The sequence below is a fragment of the Lysinibacillus sp. NPDC056959 genome (genome assembly GCF_042674095.1).
Classification (GTDB): domain Bacteria; phylum Bacillota; class Bacilli; order Bacillales_A; family Planococcaceae; genus Lysinibacillus; species Lysinibacillus zambalensis.
In genome coordinates this window covers 142,337-161,667 of sequence record NZ_JBHURE010000003.1, presented here as the reverse complement: position 1 = coordinate 161,667, position 19,331 = coordinate 142,337, and the positions used below count along the sequence as shown (strand labels likewise).

Annotated in this window: 16 protein-coding genes; 12 read left to right on the top strand and 4 right to left on the bottom strand. The window is 35.7% G+C overall.

Annotated features, from left to right (window positions below):
* Positions 1-555 precede the first annotated feature (555 nt).
* A complete protein-coding gene (locus ACFTQ7_RS05005; protein WP_386827587.1) occupies positions 556-786 on the top strand; it encodes a hypothetical protein in 231 nt (76 codons plus the stop codon).
* A gap of 137 nt (positions 787-923) precedes the next feature.
* Positions 924-1,919: a zinc-dependent alcohol dehydrogenase family protein gene (locus ACFTQ7_RS05000; protein WP_386827586.1), complete on the top strand. Its 996-nt coding sequence runs from the start codon at positions 924-926 to the stop codon at positions 1,917-1,919.
* 141 nt (positions 1,920-2,060) lie between these two features.
* On the opposite strand, the gene ACFTQ7_RS04995 is transcribed toward ACFTQ7_RS05000, so the two are convergent.
* Entirely contained in the window at positions 2,061-3,056 is a 996-nt protein-coding gene (locus ACFTQ7_RS04995) for a PLP-dependent cysteine synthase family protein (RefSeq protein WP_386827585.1), read from the bottom strand.
* Between the two features lie 441 nt (positions 3,057-3,497).
* On the opposite strand from ACFTQ7_RS04995, the gene ACFTQ7_RS04990 reads away from it, so the two are divergent.
* The 7 genes from ACFTQ7_RS04990 (at position 3,498) to ACFTQ7_RS04960 (ending at position 10,546) form a co-directional block, all read left to right on the top strand.
* Positions 3,498-4,943, top strand: coding sequence for a DEAD/DEAH box helicase (locus ACFTQ7_RS04990; RefSeq protein WP_376076445.1), 1,446 nt, complete (start codon positions 3,498-3,500; stop codon positions 4,941-4,943).
* A 435-nt stretch (positions 4,944-5,378) separates the two neighbouring features.
* A complete protein-coding gene (locus tag ACFTQ7_RS04985) occupies positions 5,379-5,753 on the top strand; it encodes a hypothetical protein (protein ID WP_386827584.1) in 375 nt (124 codons plus the stop codon).
* Positions 5,754-6,916: 1,163 nt separating this feature from the next.
* Positions 6,917-7,675, top strand: coding sequence for a formate/nitrite transporter family protein (locus ACFTQ7_RS04980; RefSeq protein WP_386827583.1), 759 nt, complete (start codon positions 6,917-6,919; stop codon positions 7,673-7,675).
* A gap of 318 nt (positions 7,676-7,993) precedes the next feature.
* The gene (locus tag ACFTQ7_RS04975) at positions 7,994-8,296 is read left to right on the top strand and encodes a hypothetical protein (protein WP_386827582.1); all 303 of its coding nucleotides are present in this window, start codon (positions 7,994-7,996) and stop codon (positions 8,294-8,296) included.
* Positions 8,297-8,400: 104 nt separating this feature from the next.
* Positions 8,401-8,826 carry a GatB/YqeY domain-containing protein gene (locus ACFTQ7_RS04970; protein WP_386827581.1) on the top strand — a complete coding sequence of 142 codons (426 nt, stop codon included), beginning with the start codon at positions 8,401-8,403 and terminating at the stop codon, positions 8,824-8,826.
* A gap of 136 nt (positions 8,827-8,962) precedes the next feature.
* On the top strand, positions 8,963-9,541 hold the full coding sequence (locus ACFTQ7_RS04965; RefSeq protein ID WP_386827580.1) for a TetR/AcrR family transcriptional regulator: 579 nt from the start codon (positions 8,963-8,965) through the stop codon (positions 9,539-9,541).
* A gap of 69 nt (positions 9,542-9,610) precedes the next feature.
* Entirely contained in the window at positions 9,611-10,546 is a 936-nt protein-coding gene (locus ACFTQ7_RS04960; RefSeq protein WP_386827579.1) for an SDR family NAD(P)-dependent oxidoreductase, read from the top strand.
* A gap of 94 nt (positions 10,547-10,640) precedes the next feature.
* Here the strand turns inward: ACFTQ7_RS04960 and ACFTQ7_RS04955 are convergent, their stop codons facing one another.
* The 3 genes from ACFTQ7_RS04955 to ACFTQ7_RS04945 all read right to left on the bottom strand — a co-directional run bounded on the left by ACFTQ7_RS04955 (position 10,641) and on the right by ACFTQ7_RS04945 (position 14,594).
* The gene (locus tag ACFTQ7_RS04955) at positions 10,641-12,338 is read right to left on the bottom strand and encodes a methyl-accepting chemotaxis protein (RefSeq protein WP_386827578.1); all 1,698 of its coding nucleotides are present in this window, start codon (positions 12,336-12,338) and stop codon (positions 10,641-10,643) included.
* The gene (locus ACFTQ7_RS04950; RefSeq protein ID WP_197144938.1) at positions 12,316-13,965 is read right to left on the bottom strand and encodes a pyridoxal phosphate-dependent decarboxylase family protein; all 1,650 of its coding nucleotides are present in this window, start codon (positions 13,963-13,965) and stop codon (positions 12,316-12,318) included. The genes ACFTQ7_RS04955 and ACFTQ7_RS04950 overlap by 23 nt, the downstream gene beginning before the upstream one ends.
* Before the next feature lie 470 nt (positions 13,966-14,435).
* Positions 14,436-14,594, bottom strand: a complete 159-nt coding sequence (locus ACFTQ7_RS04945; protein ID WP_386827577.1) for a hypothetical protein — start codon at positions 14,592-14,594, stop codon at positions 14,436-14,438.
* A 596-nt stretch (positions 14,595-15,190) separates the two neighbouring features.
* Here ACFTQ7_RS04945 and ACFTQ7_RS04940 point away from each other — a divergent pair.
* The 3 genes from ACFTQ7_RS04940 (at position 15,191) to chrA (ending at position 19,113) form a co-directional block, all read left to right on the top strand.
* Positions 15,191-16,381, top strand: coding sequence for a DHH family phosphoesterase (locus ACFTQ7_RS04940; protein ID WP_386827576.1), 1,191 nt, complete (start codon positions 15,191-15,193; stop codon positions 16,379-16,381).
* 621 nt (positions 16,382-17,002) lie between these two features.
* A complete protein-coding gene (locus tag ACFTQ7_RS04935) occupies positions 17,003-17,848 on the top strand; it encodes a DUF5643 domain-containing protein (protein WP_386827575.1) in 846 nt (281 codons plus the stop codon).
* A gap of 104 nt (positions 17,849-17,952) precedes the next feature.
* Positions 17,953-19,113, top strand: coding sequence for a chromate efflux transporter (gene chrA / locus ACFTQ7_RS04930; RefSeq protein ID WP_386827574.1), 1,161 nt, complete (start codon positions 17,953-17,955; stop codon positions 19,111-19,113).
* The last annotated feature ends 218 nt before the right edge of the window (positions 19,114-19,331 follow it).

Sequence of the window (19,331 nt, the reverse complement as noted above, 5' to 3'; positions counted from 1 at the left end):
GTAGGTAAAGAAGCGGGTGGTAAAGTGAATTATATTCAAATTTATATTGGCCCAATGTCCGTTTGCAGTAGATATTATAGATGATTTGAAAAATATAGCAGAGAAAAGGGGCATTCCTTTTCATACATATAAACTAATGACGAAAGATGAAGCACAGAATGAATTATGAGTGCAAACAAATTCGAAAAAGTATTTAAATACATTATGAGCAGGTAATTTATCCCCTTTTGATGAACATTAAAATTAGAGCAAATAAACAAATACCTATAAAAGAACCTAGAGTAAACGACCAAGAAAAATAATCGAAAAAGATGTATGCAATTACGATTGCAAGCATATATCCGAGAACAGTGCCCAACAATTGTTTTTGGATATTCAACGTTCTCACTCCTTACTGCTTAGGATTTTTAAAAGTTATTACCCTTATTTATATTTTATAGAATTATCAGGTAAATATCCATAAGAATTAAGAATTCAGGTAGATCAGCTTTGAAATTTAGCAAACAGTATACAGAACATTGAATATGGGGAGATCAATATGATGGATGGCATTTAGTGAAAAATAATGATCTCAGTATTATTTTTGAGCGTATGGCTGCTAAAATAGTTGAGGTTAATCATAATCCCCATCATGCACAACAATTTTTCTTTGTGCTATTTGCAACAGCAACAATCGATATTGCCAGAGAACGAATTGTGTTACAAAAAAACGCACCAGATGGTAGAAAGTATAGTAAAGCTCACAAGTACAAAGGAGATGTTTTACGACCGAATCTCCTTAAGTGAAGCAAATCCAACAATAGAGTAATATATAGGATTACACCAAACAACAGGCTGGAACGCTTGGTGAGGATGAAGAAAGCTCCCTGAGAGGTTTCATTTTGGAGTAGTCACAAAAACTGCTATATAAAGGAGTTCATTTTTTGAAAGCAAAAAGCATTAAATTATATGAATTTGGAAGCCCTCGGGAAGTTTTGAAGTTTGAAAATAAAATGATTCAACCTCCTCAAGAACAAGAAATTCTTGTTCGAATGCTGGCGCGACCTATTAACCCTTCTGATTTAATCCCAATATGGGGGAGTTATGCTCATCGAATTTCTTTGCCAAATATCCCCGGCTATGAAGGGGTAGGTATTGTAGAGGATGTAGGCCCGTGTGTTTCTCAGAATCTTATCGGAAAGCGTGTATTACCTTTGCGAGGGGAAGGGACTTGGCAGGAAATTGTAAAAACAAGCGCAGAATTCGCAGTAGCCATTCCAGATACTATAGCTGATTTTACTGCGGCACAAATGTATATCAACCCAATGACAGCTTGGGTAACATGTACAGTCATATTACAATTGCAGCCAAATGATGTTTTAATAGTCAATGCTGGCGGGTCCGCAATTGGACACATATTTGCTCAGCTAGCAAAATTATTAGGTTTTCAATTAATCGCGGTTACGAGAAATAATAGACATACTAACGATTTAATTCAGCTTGGTGCTTCCTATGTAATAGATACTTCAAAAGCACCGCTTTATGAGACAGTAATGGAACTAACAAATGGTAGGGGCGCTGATGCTGCTATTGATTCTATTGGAGGGACAGCAGGCAATGACCTTGCTTTTTGTCTGAAATCTGGAGGGAACTTTTTAGCCATTGGTCTTTTATCAGGTGTACAAGTGAATTGGCAGAGAATCGTTAAAGAGGCAAATGTAAATGCAAATATGTTCCATTTGCGTCATTGGAATAAGCAAGTATCGGTGGAAAGATGGCAACGTACATTTCAGCACTTAATCCATCTAGTTAATAGTGGTAAATTAAAAATGATGACGGTGGATTCTCATTATGATTTGTTAGACATTAATAAGGCGATAACGGCTGTTGAATCGTCTAATACTACTAAAGGAAAGATTTTTTTAACAAGTTATCAATAAATAGAAAAACCGAACTATTCCGAAACACTTCATGAGCGTTTCATAGGGATAGCTCGGTATTTTTGTTAGCTGAAACACTTTTGTCCCAGCATCTTTCCTTATAAGTATGGCTTGCCTAAAAAATCTAAGCTTACTGTGATTCTAAAATAAATCAGTTGATAAATATCGCAGACCAGTATCAGGTAGGATAACGACAATTCGTTTTCCTTTGTTCTCTGCACGTTTTGCAAGTGCTGTGGCGGCAAATATAGCAGCACCTGATGAAGTACCTACTAATATACCATCTGATTTCGCAACTGCGCGTGCAGCCGCATAAGCTTGTGTAGTTTCTATCTCAAGTACTTCATCAATTATATCTAAATGAACATTTGATGGTACACGGACCTCGTCAGCATCGGAGAAGCGGTGAACACCTGTGATTTCAATGATATCTGGATTATTAATGGTTGCAATGGAATTAACAGCAGGCTCTACACCAATGATCTGAATAGCTGGATTTTTAGATTTTAAGTAACCACCAGCACCACTTATCGTACCACCTGTGCCGATTGCTGCCACAAAGATATCAATTTGTCCGTCTGTATCCTCCCAAATCTCAGGACCAGTGGTTAACTTATGAACATTTGGGTTGGCATCATTATTTAACTGATTTAAAAACACAACATTTTCTTCTTGTTCAACAACCGTTTCTCGAAATACTTTATTCGTTTCAACAAAGTCACCCTCTGTTTCCTCAAAAGCAGCGACCATTTCTGGGACATCTGAAAATGGTACAACCTCCGCTCCGTATGCCTTTACAACCTTTGTGCGCTCTTCACTAACACCATCTTGCATGTAAATTCGAAGATTATAGCCTTTTGCTGCTGCAATTGCTGCTAGACCAATACCAGTATTGCCACTTGTTGTTTCGATTATTGTTTTATCTTTTGTTAATACACCACGAGCTTCAGCATCCTCAATCAACGCTTTAGCAACACGGTCCTTCACACTATTTGCAGGATTAAAATACTCTAGCTTTACGATAATTTCGGCTTCTAGCTGTTGCTCTTTTATATACTGATTTAATGCTAATAGTGGTGTATGACCGATTAATTCTGTAATAGATTGTTTGATCTTATTCGTTACAATTTGACCCATCACAATCAACCCCTTATCTTTTGCCTACTTAACAAACTTGTTTTATATGAATTGATGGAATCGTATCACGATAAATCCTTATAAGCAATAAAATTCCAGATAGAAAGATTGAATATAGTAATAGAAAAAAATAATTAATTAAATTTGCTAATACAACGTCCTTCTTTTATGAATAGGTAACATGTAAGTGCACTATATACATGTCATGATCTATCTATTCATAATGCAAGGACTGGATCATTCCATCTGTTCAAATTGTAAATATTTTCGCAGGAGAATGTCTGAGAAAGCCTAATGGATAGAAGGTAAACTGATAATTCGGTAAGTTGAAATAACTCCGAGAGTAGTTATTATTCACTTTCGTATGTATAATGGGAGTCTATGTTAGGTAATTATCTTTCAGAAATAGTAAAAATAATTGAACATAAATGAGGCTTAATGATGAGTAAAAAAAGGTTTAAAGATTATGAATTAAGTAATGAAATAATAATGGCACTGGATAGCTTAGGATATGAACAACCAACAGAAGTTCAGAGTAAGGTCATTCCGTTAGCATTAGCAAAAACAGATCTTGTTGTAAAATCACAAACAGGTAGTGGGAAAACTGCATCTTACGGGATTCCAATTTGCGAAGCCATTGATTGGCTAGAAAACAAACCGCAAGCCTTAGTGTTAACTCCGACAAGGGAGCTTGCTGTTCAAGTAAAAGAGGATTTTACGAATATTGGCAGACTGAAGCGCATTAAAGCAACAGCGGTTTATGGAAAACAGCCGATTGCCATTCAAAAAACAGAGCTAAAGCAAAAAACACATGTTGTTGTTGGTACGCCGGGACGCATGTTAGATCATATTGAAAGAGGCACGCTTGTCTTAGACAAAATACGTTATCTTGTCATTGATGAGGCGGACGAAATGTTGAATATGGGGTTCATAGAACAAGTCGAAGCCATTATTAAACAAGTGCCTCAAAATCGTGTGACGATGTTATTTTCAGCTACGTTGCCAGAGAAGGTAAAAGACTTAGCTCTTAAATATATGAAAACACCTACTGATGTAGAAATTCAAGCTACGGGATTAACAACAGATAAAATTGATCATTCCCTTTACGTAGTGGATGAAGAACTAAAACTATCCCTGCTGCGCAAAGTTACGATTGTTGAAAATCCAGATAGCTGTATCATTTTTTGCCGCACAAAGGATAGAGTCGATACGTTATGTGAGCAGTTAATCAATTTCGGATATAGCTGCGATAAAATTCATGGCGGTATGATACAGGATGTACGACTTGAAGTGATGAATGATTTTAAAAGAGGCGATTTTAGATATTTAGTTGCCACAGACGTAGCGGCTCGAGGAATTGATATTGATAATATCACACATGTCATTAACTATGATCTGCCATTAGAAAAAGAAAGTTACGTCCATCGTACGGGAAGAACTGGACGAGCAGGTTTAAAAGGGAAAGCAATTACGCTTGTAACGCCGTTTGAAGATCGTTTTTTAAGTGAAATTGAAGACTATATTGGTTTTAAAATTCCAAATAAAGTAGTGCCAACTGAAGAAGATGCTTTAAAAAAGAAAGCAGCTTTTGAAGCGAAAATGGATATTGAACCAACCCTGAAAAAGGCGAAAAGTGAAAAGCTGAACGAGCAAATCATGAAGCTATATTTTAATGGTGGTAAGAAAAAGAAGCTAAGAGCTGTAGATTTCGTCGGGACGATTGCCAAAATCGATGGTGTAACAGTCGAGGATATAGGCATTATTACCATTACAGATGCTTTTACTTATGTAGAAATATTAAATGATAAAGGCCCGATTGTTTTAAAAAACATGAAGAAAACAACAATCAAAGGTAAGTTATTGAAAGTATATGAAGCCAATAAGTAGTAAGCGGTAAGCTTTGATAGAGTTGAGGGTCAAGTGGAAAAGGTGCTTGCCTCTATATTGAAGTTAGTATAAAAAAACAGCCAGTTCGCGGTATTTCACCGGGGACTGGCTGTTTATTTTGTTGAATATTAATTGGACGCAGAATCTCGAAGTATATACTTTTTACAACAAGTACTTGAATCCAATTTAACCCAATTGATGTAAAATTTTATGTTTTTTTAAAAAAATCATCTTGAAAATGGCTCTACACCAAAATCTGTTCTTGAATCAGTATATATTGATAAAAAAACATGGAACGGAGGGCGGCGACTTGAGCGGGAAAAGCGTGAGAGCTGAGATCAACTGATGATGAAATCAGGGCAACACGCATATTCTTACGATTTTTGATTATTTGATAAAGAAACAACCGACAGTAAAATTCAACTTTCGTTAGACATGATGAACCAACTGCCACTATTAAAACAGCCGACGTATTTATTGTGCGATAGCTGGTATACATCCCGTACGATCATTGAAGCCGCACTCAAAACGAACCGTATTTTGTATCCACAAGGCATCTGTATTCAAGCCAAACAATTCGCAACGCATATCAAAAAAGACGACACCGATCTCGTGACGATTGGTGGGAAAGTGTATCGCTATGAAGGTGCCTTAAATGATATTGAATACGGTGTCGTACTTCTATGTTGGCATCAAGCGGCATCGATAGAGCCAAAGAATATGCGCTGTTTTTTGATTAGAACAGTTAAAGGTTTTCTTTCAATCTATATTCTTATTCATTTTGTAATCAGAATAAAAGGAGATAAGTGACAGCACAAGTAGGATTAGCGGAAGAAAGAAGAAGCCTGCATCATATTTCACTGAATGTTCCATTTTTAAACCAAATAAATAAATGAATAAAGTAAAAGAAAAACATAAAGCAATCGTTCCAGCTATGGTTTTCATTTAAATCTTCCTTTCTAATTTTTCCCGCAGTAGCGGCTCCAACCTCCTATCTTTTCAGTCATATTTCCTACCTTTCTTCAAAAAAGTTCCCCGATAACCCGATCTTTTAAAAGCTTATTCTAAGGCAATTATACGTCAGAGGATGACCTATTAACATTGAATTGTTTAACTTCTTTCAGAAGAAGTCACCCACCTCTATAGGTGGTGAGATGAATGCGGTTTTAAGTCACTTTTCAGCGGGTGTCCAAACACTTGCCGAAATAGAGGAACTCAGTCTAAGAACGCCACGTCCTGTGGCAATGACTGAGTGACCAACATCGTGTTGGCCTAAAGCCTCCGGCGGATGTCACGGAATCGGAAAGGAATTCATAAAGGATGTTAGCCTAAAATCATTGCATCCATGCGATAACGGCTAACTGACCTGCATCCTGTTGCTGCCGCTACGTTAGCACTGCGCTTTCGCACAAAAAACATCTGCAGGCCTAAGCACAAAGCCGATTCCGGACGCAATTATGCCGAGGTATAATTGTTCCTATTTAACCTACTTGTTTTGTAGAGATTATTGGAATCACATCATGATAAATCCATATAAGAAATAAAATGCCTGATAAAAAGATTGAATCTAATGATAGAAAAAAATAATGAATCAAACCTACAAATTAATTTTTCCTGAGTTTAATGGGAGAAATATGGATTATTATTGACAATGCTTCTATGCGAAAGTGAAAAGCCTGTAACACAAATTGACGTTTTATCAGAAAGAAATTCCTGCATTATTTTGGATTAACTATCCCTTTTTAATCCAAACGGACTAATAGAAAACATAAAGTAATCTTTAAAGTGCATAAATATATGTTTATTTGGAGGGATTTACTTTAAATTTGCTAATTAACGATATTTTGGAATAATATTTGTTAAAATATAAGCCTTGTATAAAAGTTGGTTAGAGTGGAAACTAGGTGACTACTTGAGATCAACGTTAAAAATGAGCTATTAAATTAGCTTGATGTTGTTTGGGAGATGAAAATATGAAAGAAACAATTTCTACTGTTTGTATAACAGCTGAAACAAAAATTAACATGATGAAGCAAAAGCCTGCTAATTATTTATTGTTAGCTATTTTTGGCGGACTTTTTATCGGATTTGGAATTTTGCTCATCACTACTATTGGCGGTCTATTAAGTCCAGCTGGGGTACCGAGTATGAAGATCGTACAAGGATTAGCATTTGGTGTGGCACTTAGTATGGTCATGATGGCTGGGGCCAATTTATTTACCGGTGATAATCTAGTTTTAACGGTTAGTACACTATCAAAAAAATCATCGCCATTAGAGATGTTAGGCATTTGGACGTTTAGTTACATAGGAAACTTCTTTGGTTCTCTTTTAGCAGCCGCATTATTTTTTTACTCGGGGCTAGCAGTTGGAGACATAGCAGCTTACATTGAAAAACTGGCAACAGCTAAGATGAGTGGTAGTTTCGTTGAACTTTTATGCCGAGGTATTTTATGTAATTTGCTTGTATGCTTGGGTGTATGGTGTACCTATAAATTAAAAACAGAGACTGGGAAATTAGTGATGATTTTCTGCTGTATTTTCCCATTTGTCACAATTGGATTTGAGCACTGTATAGCAAATATGACATTGTTTTCCCTTGCTCTCTTTATACCTCATGGTGAACTAGTATCATTTGGTGGAGCCATTTCAAATTTATTACCTGTAACACTAGGTAATATTATTGGTGGAGCCGTTATTGGTTTTGTTTATTGGGTAAATGGCAGAGATTAATAAATCGCTGAATATTGCTAAAGTAGTCAGCTTAATTCCTTAATTGGAGTTAAATACAGCGTGCCATAGCAATTTGAGAAGTGATTGTAAAGACCTGTTTACATATACAGGAATATAATGCGATGCAATTATAGCAAGTGAAATTAACGGATGAATACTTGACAAATTCCATCTTTTAATATTTTGACTTTAAGATAAATCGTAGATAGAATGACAAGTAGAGTTGCTTATGTAACTCTACTTATTTATGTTTATAAGATAATTGCTGTGAAATTAATAGATAATGTAATGAATATAAAAGAGCGGAGGAACTCAAAAATGGAACAAGAAATCAACCAACATACGATTCTTCAAGCAATTTTAGAGCTTTCAAAGCAAATGCAAGACATGAAATCGGATCTTCAACAACAAATCGAAGCAGTTGAGAAGAGATTAGAAGGAAAACTCGATGCAGTTGAAAAGAGATTAGAAGAAAAAAACGAAGCTTTGGAAAAAAGATTAGACAAAGTTGAACAAAATTTAAGTCGAAAAATGGATCTAGTAGATGCAAAATTTGATATTTTATCATCGGATTTAATAACGACAAAAGCTGAAGTATCTATGCTTAAACAAGTAAAATAATATCAATTATGCCTCGGCATAATTTTATGACACATGCTACCGTATCCCTTAAGGTTACGGTATTTTTTTATGGTATAATAAATGTCACAAAGGAGTGAAAAAGATTGTTAAAAACAGAGGTATTTGAACTATTAAAAAAGGCAATGAAAGAAAAGGATGTATTAGCAAAAGGCGTATTATCGATTTTGAAATCTGCTCTAGATTTAGCTGAAAAAGAAAAGGGAGAAGCTTTATCGCCTGAAGAGGAAATGGCTATTATAAATCGTGAAGTAAAGCAAACAAATCAGGCTCTTGAGGGTGCTCAAAATGCAGGTCGAGCTGACTTAATTGAAAAAGAGGAAGCAAAATTAGTTCTGTTAAAATCATTTTTACCGGAGCAATTAACTGAAGAAGAAATTGCAGAAAAGCTTGTGGCAGCTGGCGTTGTAAAGGGAATGAACATGGGTGAAGCGATGAAAATTGCAAAACCTTTATTAAATGGTCAAGCTGAAGGCGCTGTTATTTCAAAAGTTGTGAAGGGCCTTATTTAATATCGTTAGAAACAGCCCCCTACTCTTAAGTAGTACGGGGTTGTTTTTTTGAATTACTATATTTTTTTGTAGTATTGCCAAAAAATGAAAATGCTTTTATACTTATTGTTAACCACTGGTCAAAAAGGAGGGCACTATGTCGCCACGTAAGCCATCAACAAAGGATTTGACGAAAGAAATGATTATAAATGAGGCTCATAAGCAATTTATCACGAAGGATTTTCAGCAAATATCAATGCGTAGTATTGCTAAAGAGCTTGGTTGTAGTCATGGGGCTATTTATTATCATTTTAAAAATAAAGCTGAAATATTTTATGCGATATTAAGTGACTATTTTTCTGAACTAAATAATACTTTAAATGAAAATATGAAAGGTCCTGAAGATCATAACACTAAACTGCTGAATGTTTTTGTAGGCTTTATGGCGTTTGGTTTAAATAATCAAAGTCAGTATGAATTAATGTTTATCATGAGGGATAGAGAAATCGATGGGCTATCGCAAGAGGCAGCAAACCTTAGCTATGAAAAATTTGCACAATCTGTACGTTCCTTATCAAAGACAGAACTGTTGATTTCAGATATACATTCTACATTTATTGCTCTTCATGGATTTGTAGCACATTATCGTCATTATGTAAAAAATTATGAGGAAGCGAAAGAAGCCGTGGATGTTCATGCAAAATTTCTTATCAAGGCTTTGACATTTAGAGAGTAGCTCTAGAAAAAAATCTAGAGCCTTCTTTTAGCAGTTATTTGACCAGTGGTTAATTAAAGGGGATATAGTATGCAAAAAGCATTAGTTATTGGGGCATCTGGTGGTATGGGTTATGCGCTTGTAAATGAACTAGTTAGTAGAAATATACAGGTGAGGGCATTTGCTAGAAATGAAAAAAAGTTAGTTGCACTTTTTCGGCAGCACAAAAATGTCGAAATCATTTCAGGTGATGTATTTAATGAACAGGACATGATGAGAGCTTCAAACGGTGTGAATATTATTTTTCATGCTATTAGTTTTCTGTATCAGGATTGGGAAAAGCTCCATTTGCGATGCTTAGATATGGTGATTAACATAGCCGAGAGGCGAGGAGCGAAGATTGCGTTTGTAGATAATATTTATGCATATGGAAGACAATCGATAAACCCTGTAATAGAACAAGCTAGAAAGGAACCACAGACGAAAAAAGGGAAAATTCGCTTAGCGATGGAAAATAAATTAAAAAACAGTACTGCACCCTCGTTAATTGTACATTTTCCTGATTTATACGGACCAAATGCAGAGAATACAATACTCTATGAAACGTTAAAAAATGTTGCGCAAGATAAAAAAGCTAATTTTGTAGGGAATATGCAAGTGAAGAGGGAATTTCTTTATACAGTAGATGGTGCAAAGGCTATGGTTGAGCTTGCTTTACGAGACGAGACCTATAATCAAAATTGGAATGTGCCAGCTGTACACCCAATTGCAGGGGAAGAACTAGTGAAAATTTTACGTGACATTACTGGCTACAAAAAGGGTATTCGTACAGTTTCTAAAGGCATGATCCGGCTGATTGGAATATTTGCTCCTTCTATGAAAGAAGTAGTTGAAATCTTTTATTTAACAGAAGAACCGGTCATTTTAAGTGGGGAGAAATTTGAAAGGGAAATAGGCGCTTTACCAAATACTTCATATAGAGTAGGACTAGAAGAAACGCTTGCATGGATGAACAAGAGAGCATAAAAAGACTTTTAAGAGTCAATGAAAAAATCCGCATAAACTTCTGTTGGTAGAAAATTACCTACAGAAAGCATAGCGGATTTTTTATTAGTATTTCTTACAGCTGAAATTTTTGTATGATATTACGAAGTTGTTGTGCCATCTCAGCTAAATTATTTGAAGACGCCGTAATCTCCTCGATACTAGCTGATTGTTCCTCAGAAGCAGCAGCCACATTTTGAATGTTTCCAGACGCTTGAACGGCTATTACACCAACTTCCTCTACAGAAAATGCAATGTTGTTAACCCCGTCATTAATGTTAGAAATGATATTATTGACATAATCCATTTCTTGAGTTAATGAAGTAATATTCGAATATATTTCTTTAAAGGCTACACCTGATTCATTAAAGCTAATAGAGCTTTCTGCAAGATTATTACTGCTAATCTCCATAGATTTCACAGCTTGAGTAGACTCTTCTTTAATCGTCTCAATACGTGTTCGAATACTATTCGTCGCTGCTAAAGATTGGTCAGCTAATTTACGCACTTCTTCAGCTACAACTGCAAAGCCTTTACCATGCTCACCAGCACGTGCTGCTTCAATAGATGCATTTAAAGCGAGTAAATTTGTTTGATCAGTAATCTCGTTAATTAAAGTAACAATGTCGCCAATCTCATTTGAATAAGTGCTTAAACGTTTCACAACATCGGAAGTCTCTTGAATAGCATTAGATGTTAAGGCCATTTTTTCTGTAGCGCTTTGAATCGTCGTATTACCTTTTTCAGAAATAGAAGATGCATTAGATGCTTTAGTAGTGACATCATTTACGCTCGATACAACTTCTGACATCTTTGTGGAGATTGTCGTAATATGAGTTTCTACTTCTTCAATAGATGAAGTTTGTTTTTCTGATCCTGCAGCTACCTCTTGCATAGAAGATGTAATCTGTTGAATGGATGCACTTGTTTGCTCAGAGCCTGCCGACAACTCTTCTGACATAGCAGCTACTTGCTCAGCATTTTCAGCAATTTGCTGAATTAGTGAGCGTAAGTCTTCGGTCATATTTTCAATGCCATCTGAAAGCTGTGCAATTTCATTAGAACCTTTTATGTTAAGTGATTCAACAGCTAAGTCTCCTTGTGCCACCTTACCAACATAACCAGTCATATTTTTAATTGGTTTAATAATGCCTTTACTAATGACATAAGCCACAATAATACCGAATATCAAAAACATCACAGTCATGATGATACAAATCCAAAGAGTTTCTGTTTGAAGCTCAGAAATAAAGGAAGCGTCCATATCTAAACCAAAAAGAATATCAGTATCTTTAAATGGTAAAAAAATCGATTTATGAATTCCGTATTCATCTTCATAAATATCACTGGATTGAACAGTTCCATTATCTAGAGCATCATTCATGTCCTGGCTAAAAACATAGCTCTCTTGATAATCATCTTTATCACTTAATGCCACGATATGTTCCTTACCGTTTGCCCGGGAAAGAACGTAGGCATTTTGAATATCATACTCTTTAAGAGCTTCATTTAATTCCTTTAATAAGTCATCATATTTATCCTTATCGCCGTCATCTGCAGCTTTGACGTCATTTATGTCAATATCATCAAAAATTACATTTGATATAATTTCCAACTCTGACTCAAATTGTGTAATAACATAATCATCGATGATCCGATAAGCTGTAATAAATAATACGATACTAAATATTACTGAAATAATAGCAATTGGAATAGTAAAACTTGCAATGTATTTATAGAGTAACGAGCTTTTAAATTTTTTGACTATACTCAACTTTAGCAGCCTCCAATACTTTCACCTTTTGTTGTAAGAAATGAACCATATCACTAATATGTTCTGTCTCAGTATAAGGAGAGATTGAAAAGAATTTTGCAGCAGCGACTGGAATTTGTTGTTTTGTATCGCTAGTGTTGACAGTGCAGACACGTGTTGTATCACCGAAAAATACTTCGTCGCGACCTTCTCCTATAATTTCAAATAAAGAAGCATTTAGACCATTAATATATTCAATCTGATCTTGTGTATAGCTATCTGACTGTTCAGATTTCCAATTCATGCCTTCTGGATATAAACGGAAGGCTGTGACTGGTCCAATATTAGACTCGTTGACTACTTGTAACATTGGCGTTTTCTCAGCTAACTGCGCACGGAACGCTAAATTTACACGTACATAATTAGCTAATATTTGTTGGTAGCCTTCTTTACCAAATGCCTGTAATGCAGCATAAATAGCAATTGAACTACCCATACGAGAGCACTCTAATGTATAGCCTGTATGGTAAGAACCATAGCCTCGATTACCTACATAAGGTGTGTCGAAATCATCAATATCTAATAGCTGTAAATGCTTTCCTTCTTTTATTAAGAATAAGCTTGTTAAATACGGTGTTTGACCAAGCTTTTGGAAGTCGAAGCAAAGGCTATCTGCAATAGGTAGATATTGCATACGTTCTCTAATTTGTTCAAGTCCTTGTAAAACATCAGTCTCGAACTGAAGTGGGTTTGCCTTAAAATCATAATCGTTGAAAAATGCGTAAAAACCACCTAACGCTGAATCAGCGTGAATATGTATAGGCTTTAAGGAATGTTTTTGTTCTAGCTCAGTTGTAACATTTTTGATTGCTTGTACATCATCAATAGCAAATTGATCTGTAGCGCCTGTTGTAGCAACTACATACACTGGAATGCCACCATTTTCGATAACCTCAGTCATACGCAAACGTAAGTCTTCGATATCCATTGAATGATCTTGTCCAGCTTTAACACGAATTAAATGCTTGCTACCGATGCCGACTGCTTCAATTGATTTTAATAAGCTGTAATGAGCATTTTCTGAAGCGAAGCAATATAAATTATTAGGTACGCCATCTTCCTTTGCGTTAGGGAATTGTTTAGCGATTGCAAGTCGAAGCCCACTGAAAACAGCCCCTTGTCCGCCCCAAGTTGTGTAACCAAAGCTTTGTGTATAGTCGTAGCCAACTAACTTCGACATCATTGCAACTACTTTTACCTCACATTCTGCGGCAGCAGGTCCGTATACATCCCATAGATTGTTACCATTAAGTAGAGCATTTGTAAATTGGCCTAATATGCCAGGAATGCTGGCCATTGGCAAAACATTTGTTACAAAGTTGCGTGTATGGTAAGGGTGTCCTTGCATCAATTTCGTTAATTCATTTACAACTTGATCAAGCCCGACACCTGAAACTGGTACTTGATTTTCTTGCATTAACTCTTTGTAGAAATTGTCAGAGCGTTCTTTCATCGGTCCAAGAGTCGTTGTTTGTGGATCTTTTAATGCATCTAATGATGTAACAATTTTCTCTAATAGGGTTAAAAAGTTCTCTCTTTGTTCGATATTTCCATCTTCACTTTGGAATAATTGCTGGATTTTTTTCATAGTCATCGTCCTTTTTAGTTCATTTTTCCTCTATTTTTTGTTTCATAAAAATAGGTCGTTTTACTAAAATAATGATAACATATTATAACAATAAATGAATTTATATTTTACCAGAAAAATAATTTGGACATTTCTAAATAGTCCGATTTATTTTGAGGCAAAATATTTGGAAGAAATAGTGTAGTGGGATTTTTCTAGAAATGTTGATTTTAAAGGGTTTTCATGACTCTTTTTTTATGAATTATTGCAAAGTTAGTGGCGGGGAAGTGCTAAGAGGAAAAGAAGCTTTTTATGGTGAATACTATGAAAATAATAATTTTAATTAAATAAAAAAATGCTGATTATTAATACTTTATGACTATTTATGAGAAGCGAATATTACTCAAAGGGAGTATGCGTTTTATTGTGATAATGCAGTTGCTTCATTGAACTAGAAAGGCACATCAGATAATCTTATATGATGTGCCTTTCTAATTTCTTAAGCTCCTCAATAGTGACAAATGTATAACCTTCTTCAATAAGGTCTTTAAAATCCCTTCAATTGCTTGTGATTCATTTCCAGTATCATTGTACATAGGATGCATCAAAATTATAGAGCCTGGTTGAATTTTTTCTTTAACTTCTTTCATCGAGTGTCCAAACACCCGATGAAAGAAGTTAAAGCCTCCGGCGGATGTCACTGAATCGGAATGGAGTTCTGTATAGGTTGTTAGCCAAAAAATCATCGCATCCATGCGATAATGGCTAACTGACCTGCATCGGTAAAAACGCCACGTCTTGTGGCATTACCGAAATGACCGACATCGTGTCGACCCTCGTGCAGGCCTAAGCACAAAGCCGATTCCGGACGCAATTATGCCGAGGCATAATTGAGCATAATTGATTTTTTCTCGACCAATGAGAAATATGAATCTGGCTTCAAATTCCACGTAATGGTATAACGATTATTTTTACTTAAGTAAAAGGTAAACCAATTAGTTTTTTACCATATGGCGGTCGAACAAGGGGAGTTTCTGTATAACCAATACTTCCAATAAGTACATCGGTTTTGTCGATTTCATTTTTGTAAAAAGTAGAACTTTTAAACTCAATATGTACCAAACCCTAAAGCAACAATGAATAATAGACCAAGTCCTAAATAAGTAATTCTCTTTTTCAGCATAAACACTCCTAACAATACCGATAATTTTTTAATGTTAAACCATACTAATTGGGAGGTGAAAAAATGTATAAATTGCTATCGCATAATGATTTAGATGGAATAGGTTGCGGAATTTTAGCCAAACTTGCTTTTCAAGATCAAGTGAAGGTAAGGTACAATTCGATTTCATCGCTGGATCGCGAGATTGAATTTTTTTTAGACACGAACGACCAAGGTGCTTTTTTATTTATTACAGACTTATCCCCAAACGAGGAAAATGAAAAGAGATTAGATGATTTTTATACCGCAACTGGCAATGTTCAACTGCTTGATCATCATAAAACAGCTTATCATTTGAACGATTATGAATGGGGTAAAGTAATAGTAGAAGATGAAAATGGGTATTTAACATCAGCAACGTCCTTATTTTATCAGTACCTTGTTTCACATGGATTTTTAGAACAAACAAATGCCATCACAGAATTTGTAGAGTTAGTGAGACAGTACGATACATGGGAATGGGAAAAGAATGATAATCAACAAGCACGTCGGCTAAACACTCTCTTTTTTTTAGTATCAATTGATGACTTTGAAGAAAAAATGCTTGAACGCTTAAAGACAAGCGAACACTTTGACTTTGATGATTTTGAAAAGAAAATGTTACGTATGGAAGAAGAGAAAATAGAACGGTACATCCGCCGAAAAAAACGGGAGCTAGTACAAACATCGATAGGAGATTACTTTACAGGTGTAGTGTATGCAGAATCTTATCACTCAGAGCTTGCAAATGAATTGGGGAAAGAAAATGTACACCTTGATTTTATAGTTATTTTAAATATGGGTGGCAAAAGAATTTCATTTCGAACGATTCATGATCACGTAGATGTTTCGGCTATTGCAGCAGAATTCGGAGGGGGAGGGCATCAAAAAGCTGCTGGTTGCTCTTTAACAGATGAAGCGTATGAGCAGTATGTAACACAAACATTTCATATAGCACCAATACCGGAAGACGCCAAACGAAATCGCTATAATTTAAGGTTTTCTTCGTTTGGGACAATGTATAAAAACCTTGAAGAAGGAAATTTCCTCCTATATTCAATAAGTGATTTTGATTGGATAATTGAAAAAAATAAACTTCCATTAGATCAAATATTTACAAGTTTTTATGAAGCGGAATGGTTTTTGAAAAGAAATTATCAAGCATGGTTAGTGAAAGATGAGTTGTTTGTAGATTATTTAATGGAAGAAGCCAAAAAGGTTCGTCATCAAGAGTAAGGAATAAAGCTCTTCGCAAAACGAGGGGGTGATTTCCGTTCCGACTGGGCGTTTTGTTGCTGCCGCTACGCTTTCGCACAGTTAAAACATTTGTAGCTGCCGCTTTGCTTTCGCTACAGAAAACATTTGTTGTTACTGTCGCTTCGCTTTCGCACATAGCAAAGCTTCCTGGGGGCGTCCGATGAGCCGCTTCGCTTCGCTGCAGGGTCTCGAGCCAACAGATGTCTTTTGCGCGAAAGCGTGAGTGTAACGTAGCGGCAGCAGCACGAAGTTGGTCACGAGGGCGTTATCACAGGATGTGATGATTTTAGCCTTAGTTCCTCTATCGCTGATCCCCGAGGAGTCGCCCAGTCGTAACGAAGATCAACCTCTTCGCATAGCATATATTTTCAGGCATGAGAAATCACTCTAATTTAATGTACTGCAACAATCACAAACATTTCATTGACCATTTTGTTCTTCAAGATTTGCAACAACATTAAAGGAATATACATTATTCCTTTAGATACATAGCGAAATCAGCCAAATCAAGACAACGTTAGAGGTTATATAATGTTCAACTGAAAACTACAATAAATAAAAAGCTTTTGTGCAGACATACTTTCTTAAAATGAGGTGTACATGATGTCCGATATGCTTCTAGTTGAGAACCAGCCAAAGGAAAATCGAGGACGCAAAATATGGTTTATTGTAGTACTGCTTTTATTGGTAGCTACTTGTGTCATTGTTTATTATTTTTTATTTAAGAAAGATTTGAATTTTGAAGCATACAAAACAGTTGTCGACAAAACTACTGAAAATGTTCTCGGACGTTTAACGTTAAATGAAATAATCATTGATGATAACCAAATATTATTGAACGCTACTTTTAAGCCAGTTAAGGACTTAAATTTCGACAATCAAATCTTTTTCTTTCCACAAGTTTTTGTGAATGGAAAAGAGCTCACGGTTAGAAATGGAGGACAGACAATCCAACAATCCGATAAAAGTTATACAATCTATAGTAGTGTGAAATTAAGAGAACTACCAGAAGATAAAATATTAAGCTTAGATATTCGTTATAACGACTGGAACGGGGAAAAAAAGATTGACGAGCCATGGGAATTTCAAGTGGAAGCTTCGCAAGAGCAATTACAAGCAGATAGAAATACCTTCTCTGTTGAGAAAAAAGTAAAGCTGTTAGATGGTCAGGAAATAACGATAGAAAAGGTTGTTTCTACACCAATATCTACAACGATTTACTTTCATTCCGAGAAAAGCTTACTAAATGAAGCGATACATTTTAAAATTCAATCAGCGTCAGGGGAAACTTGGCACATTAACTCTGCTTATCCTTTAAATGAAGATTATACGAAATGGGGTGTCCGCCTCGATGCATTATATTTGACCGATAATAGCTATGAGCTAATTCCGGTTGCTAAAAATGGAAGTGAACTGGGCTCTGCTATTAAAATTGAAGATAAATAACGAAACCTACATCCGTAAATTTTAAATTTTACAATATCTTAAACTAAAAAGATGATTACTCAATGTAATATGAATATATATGACATCGAAAGTAGTTGAAGATATTGCGAAGGTTATGGGGAATTTTTTTAGTTTCACTAAAATTAGGTTGTACATCCTTTGGGGGTCCTACTGCTCATTTAGGGTATTTTCAAAATGAATATGTTCAGAAACGTAAATGGTTACCTGATAAAGAATATAGTCAACTAGTTGGGCTCAGTCAATTTTTACCTGGGCCAGCATCGAGCCAGGTAGGGATGGGTATTGGCTTATTAAGAGGCGGCTTATTGGGTAGTATTGTGTCATTTCTTGGTTTTACATTGCCATCGGTTTTGCTCCTTATGGCATTTGCGTATTTTTCTGCACATACAGGGTTGGATATGGGCTGGGTTCATGGCTTAAAATTAGTGGCTGTTGCAATTGTTGCACAAGCAATTTTTGAAATGTCCAAAAAATTAATCCCTAGTATTCGACATTTTATAATCGCTTTGTTAGCACTTGCAGTAGTGCTTTTATGGGTTCATCCACTTGCTCAAGTAACTACTATTATTGTTGCTTCTTTTATAGGCTATCTCTTTTTTAAGTTGACGAATCAAAGAGAAGAACCAAAAGAAACGATTGTGCCGATTTCAAAAATAACCGGTATATGTTTTTTAGCGTTGTATGTTCTATTGCTTATCGGTTTACCAATCGCTAGCCCATTTATTCAATATGAATGGTTTATGTTAATTGAAAAGTTTTATTTATCTGGTGCATTAGTATTTGGTGGAGGACATGTCGTATTACCTTTACTAGAGGCGCAATTTGTCCAAAGTGGATTAATGAGTTCTTCCGATTTTTTAGCAGGATACGGAATGACGCAGGCAGTCCCAGGCCCATTATTTACGTTTGCTTCTTATATAGGTATGGTCATTGCTGGGGTGCCAGGGGCTATTATTGCAACGCTAGCGATTTTTTTACCAGCATTTTTGCTAATAGTAGGGGCAATGCCTTTTTGGCTAACTCTTAATCGTATTGCCGGATTAAGAGGAGCGATGGCTGGTGCAAATGCAGCAGTTGTTGGCATATTAGCTGCAGCTTTTATTCATCCGATTGTTACACAGACAATTCAAAATGGACTCGACATCGTAATCGCAGCCTCTTTTTTATGGTGCTTGATACGTTGGAAAGTCCAACCTTATTTGCTTGTTCTAATTGGCATTTGTGTAGGAATTGTATGTTATTAAGCACACACAAAAATATATTAATTTGCATTTATTCCTTTCTCGATAAATCAAACCCACTTGTTGCGGTGGGTTTGATTTTTTTGTGAAAGTTGGCTAATTAAATAAAGTACATACAGCTTTTTAACAATCTTCCCCTTTTAAAACATGTCCAGCAGGATTGATGTCATGTAATTTCTTATAGAAAAATAATGTCCCTACCATTTAGTTTTGATTTAGTT

Bases quoted from the DNA above. Each gene is read 5' to 3' on its own strand.
- ACFTQ7_RS04995 (WP_386827585.1), bottom strand. From the start codon at position 3,056: ATGGGTCAAATTGTAACGAATAAGATCAAACAATCTATTACAGAATTA.
- ACFTQ7_RS04990 (WP_376076445.1), top strand. From the start codon at position 3,498: ATGAGTAAAAAAAGGTTTAAAGATTATGAATTAAGTAATGAAATAATA.
- ACFTQ7_RS04985 (WP_386827584.1), top strand. From the start codon at position 5,379: ATGATGAACCAACTGCCACTATTAAAACAGCCGACGTATTTATTGTGC.
- ACFTQ7_RS04980 (WP_386827583.1), top strand. From the start codon at position 6,917: ATGAAAGAAACAATTTCTACTGTTTGTATAACAGCTGAAACAAAAATT.
- ACFTQ7_RS04975 (WP_386827582.1), top strand. From the start codon at position 7,994: ATGGAACAAGAAATCAACCAACATACGATTCTTCAAGCAATTTTAGAG.
- ACFTQ7_RS04965 (WP_386827580.1), top strand. From the start codon at position 8,963: ATGTCGCCACGTAAGCCATCAACAAAGGATTTGACGAAAGAAATGATT.
- ACFTQ7_RS04960 (WP_386827579.1), top strand. From the start codon at position 9,611: ATGCAAAAAGCATTAGTTATTGGGGCATCTGGTGGTATGGGTTATGCG.
- ACFTQ7_RS04950 (WP_197144938.1), bottom strand. From the start codon at position 13,965: ATGAAAAAAATCCAGCAATTATTCCAAAGTGAAGATGGAAATATCGAA.
- ACFTQ7_RS04945 (WP_386827577.1), bottom strand. From the start codon at position 14,594: ATGAAAGAAGTTAAAGAAAAAATTCAACCAGGCTCTATAATTTTGATG.
- ACFTQ7_RS04940 (WP_386827576.1), top strand. From the start codon at position 15,191: ATGTATAAATTGCTATCGCATAATGATTTAGATGGAATAGGTTGCGGA.
- ACFTQ7_RS04935 (WP_386827575.1), top strand. From the start codon at position 17,003: ATGATGTCCGATATGCTTCTAGTTGAGAACCAGCCAAAGGAAAATCGA.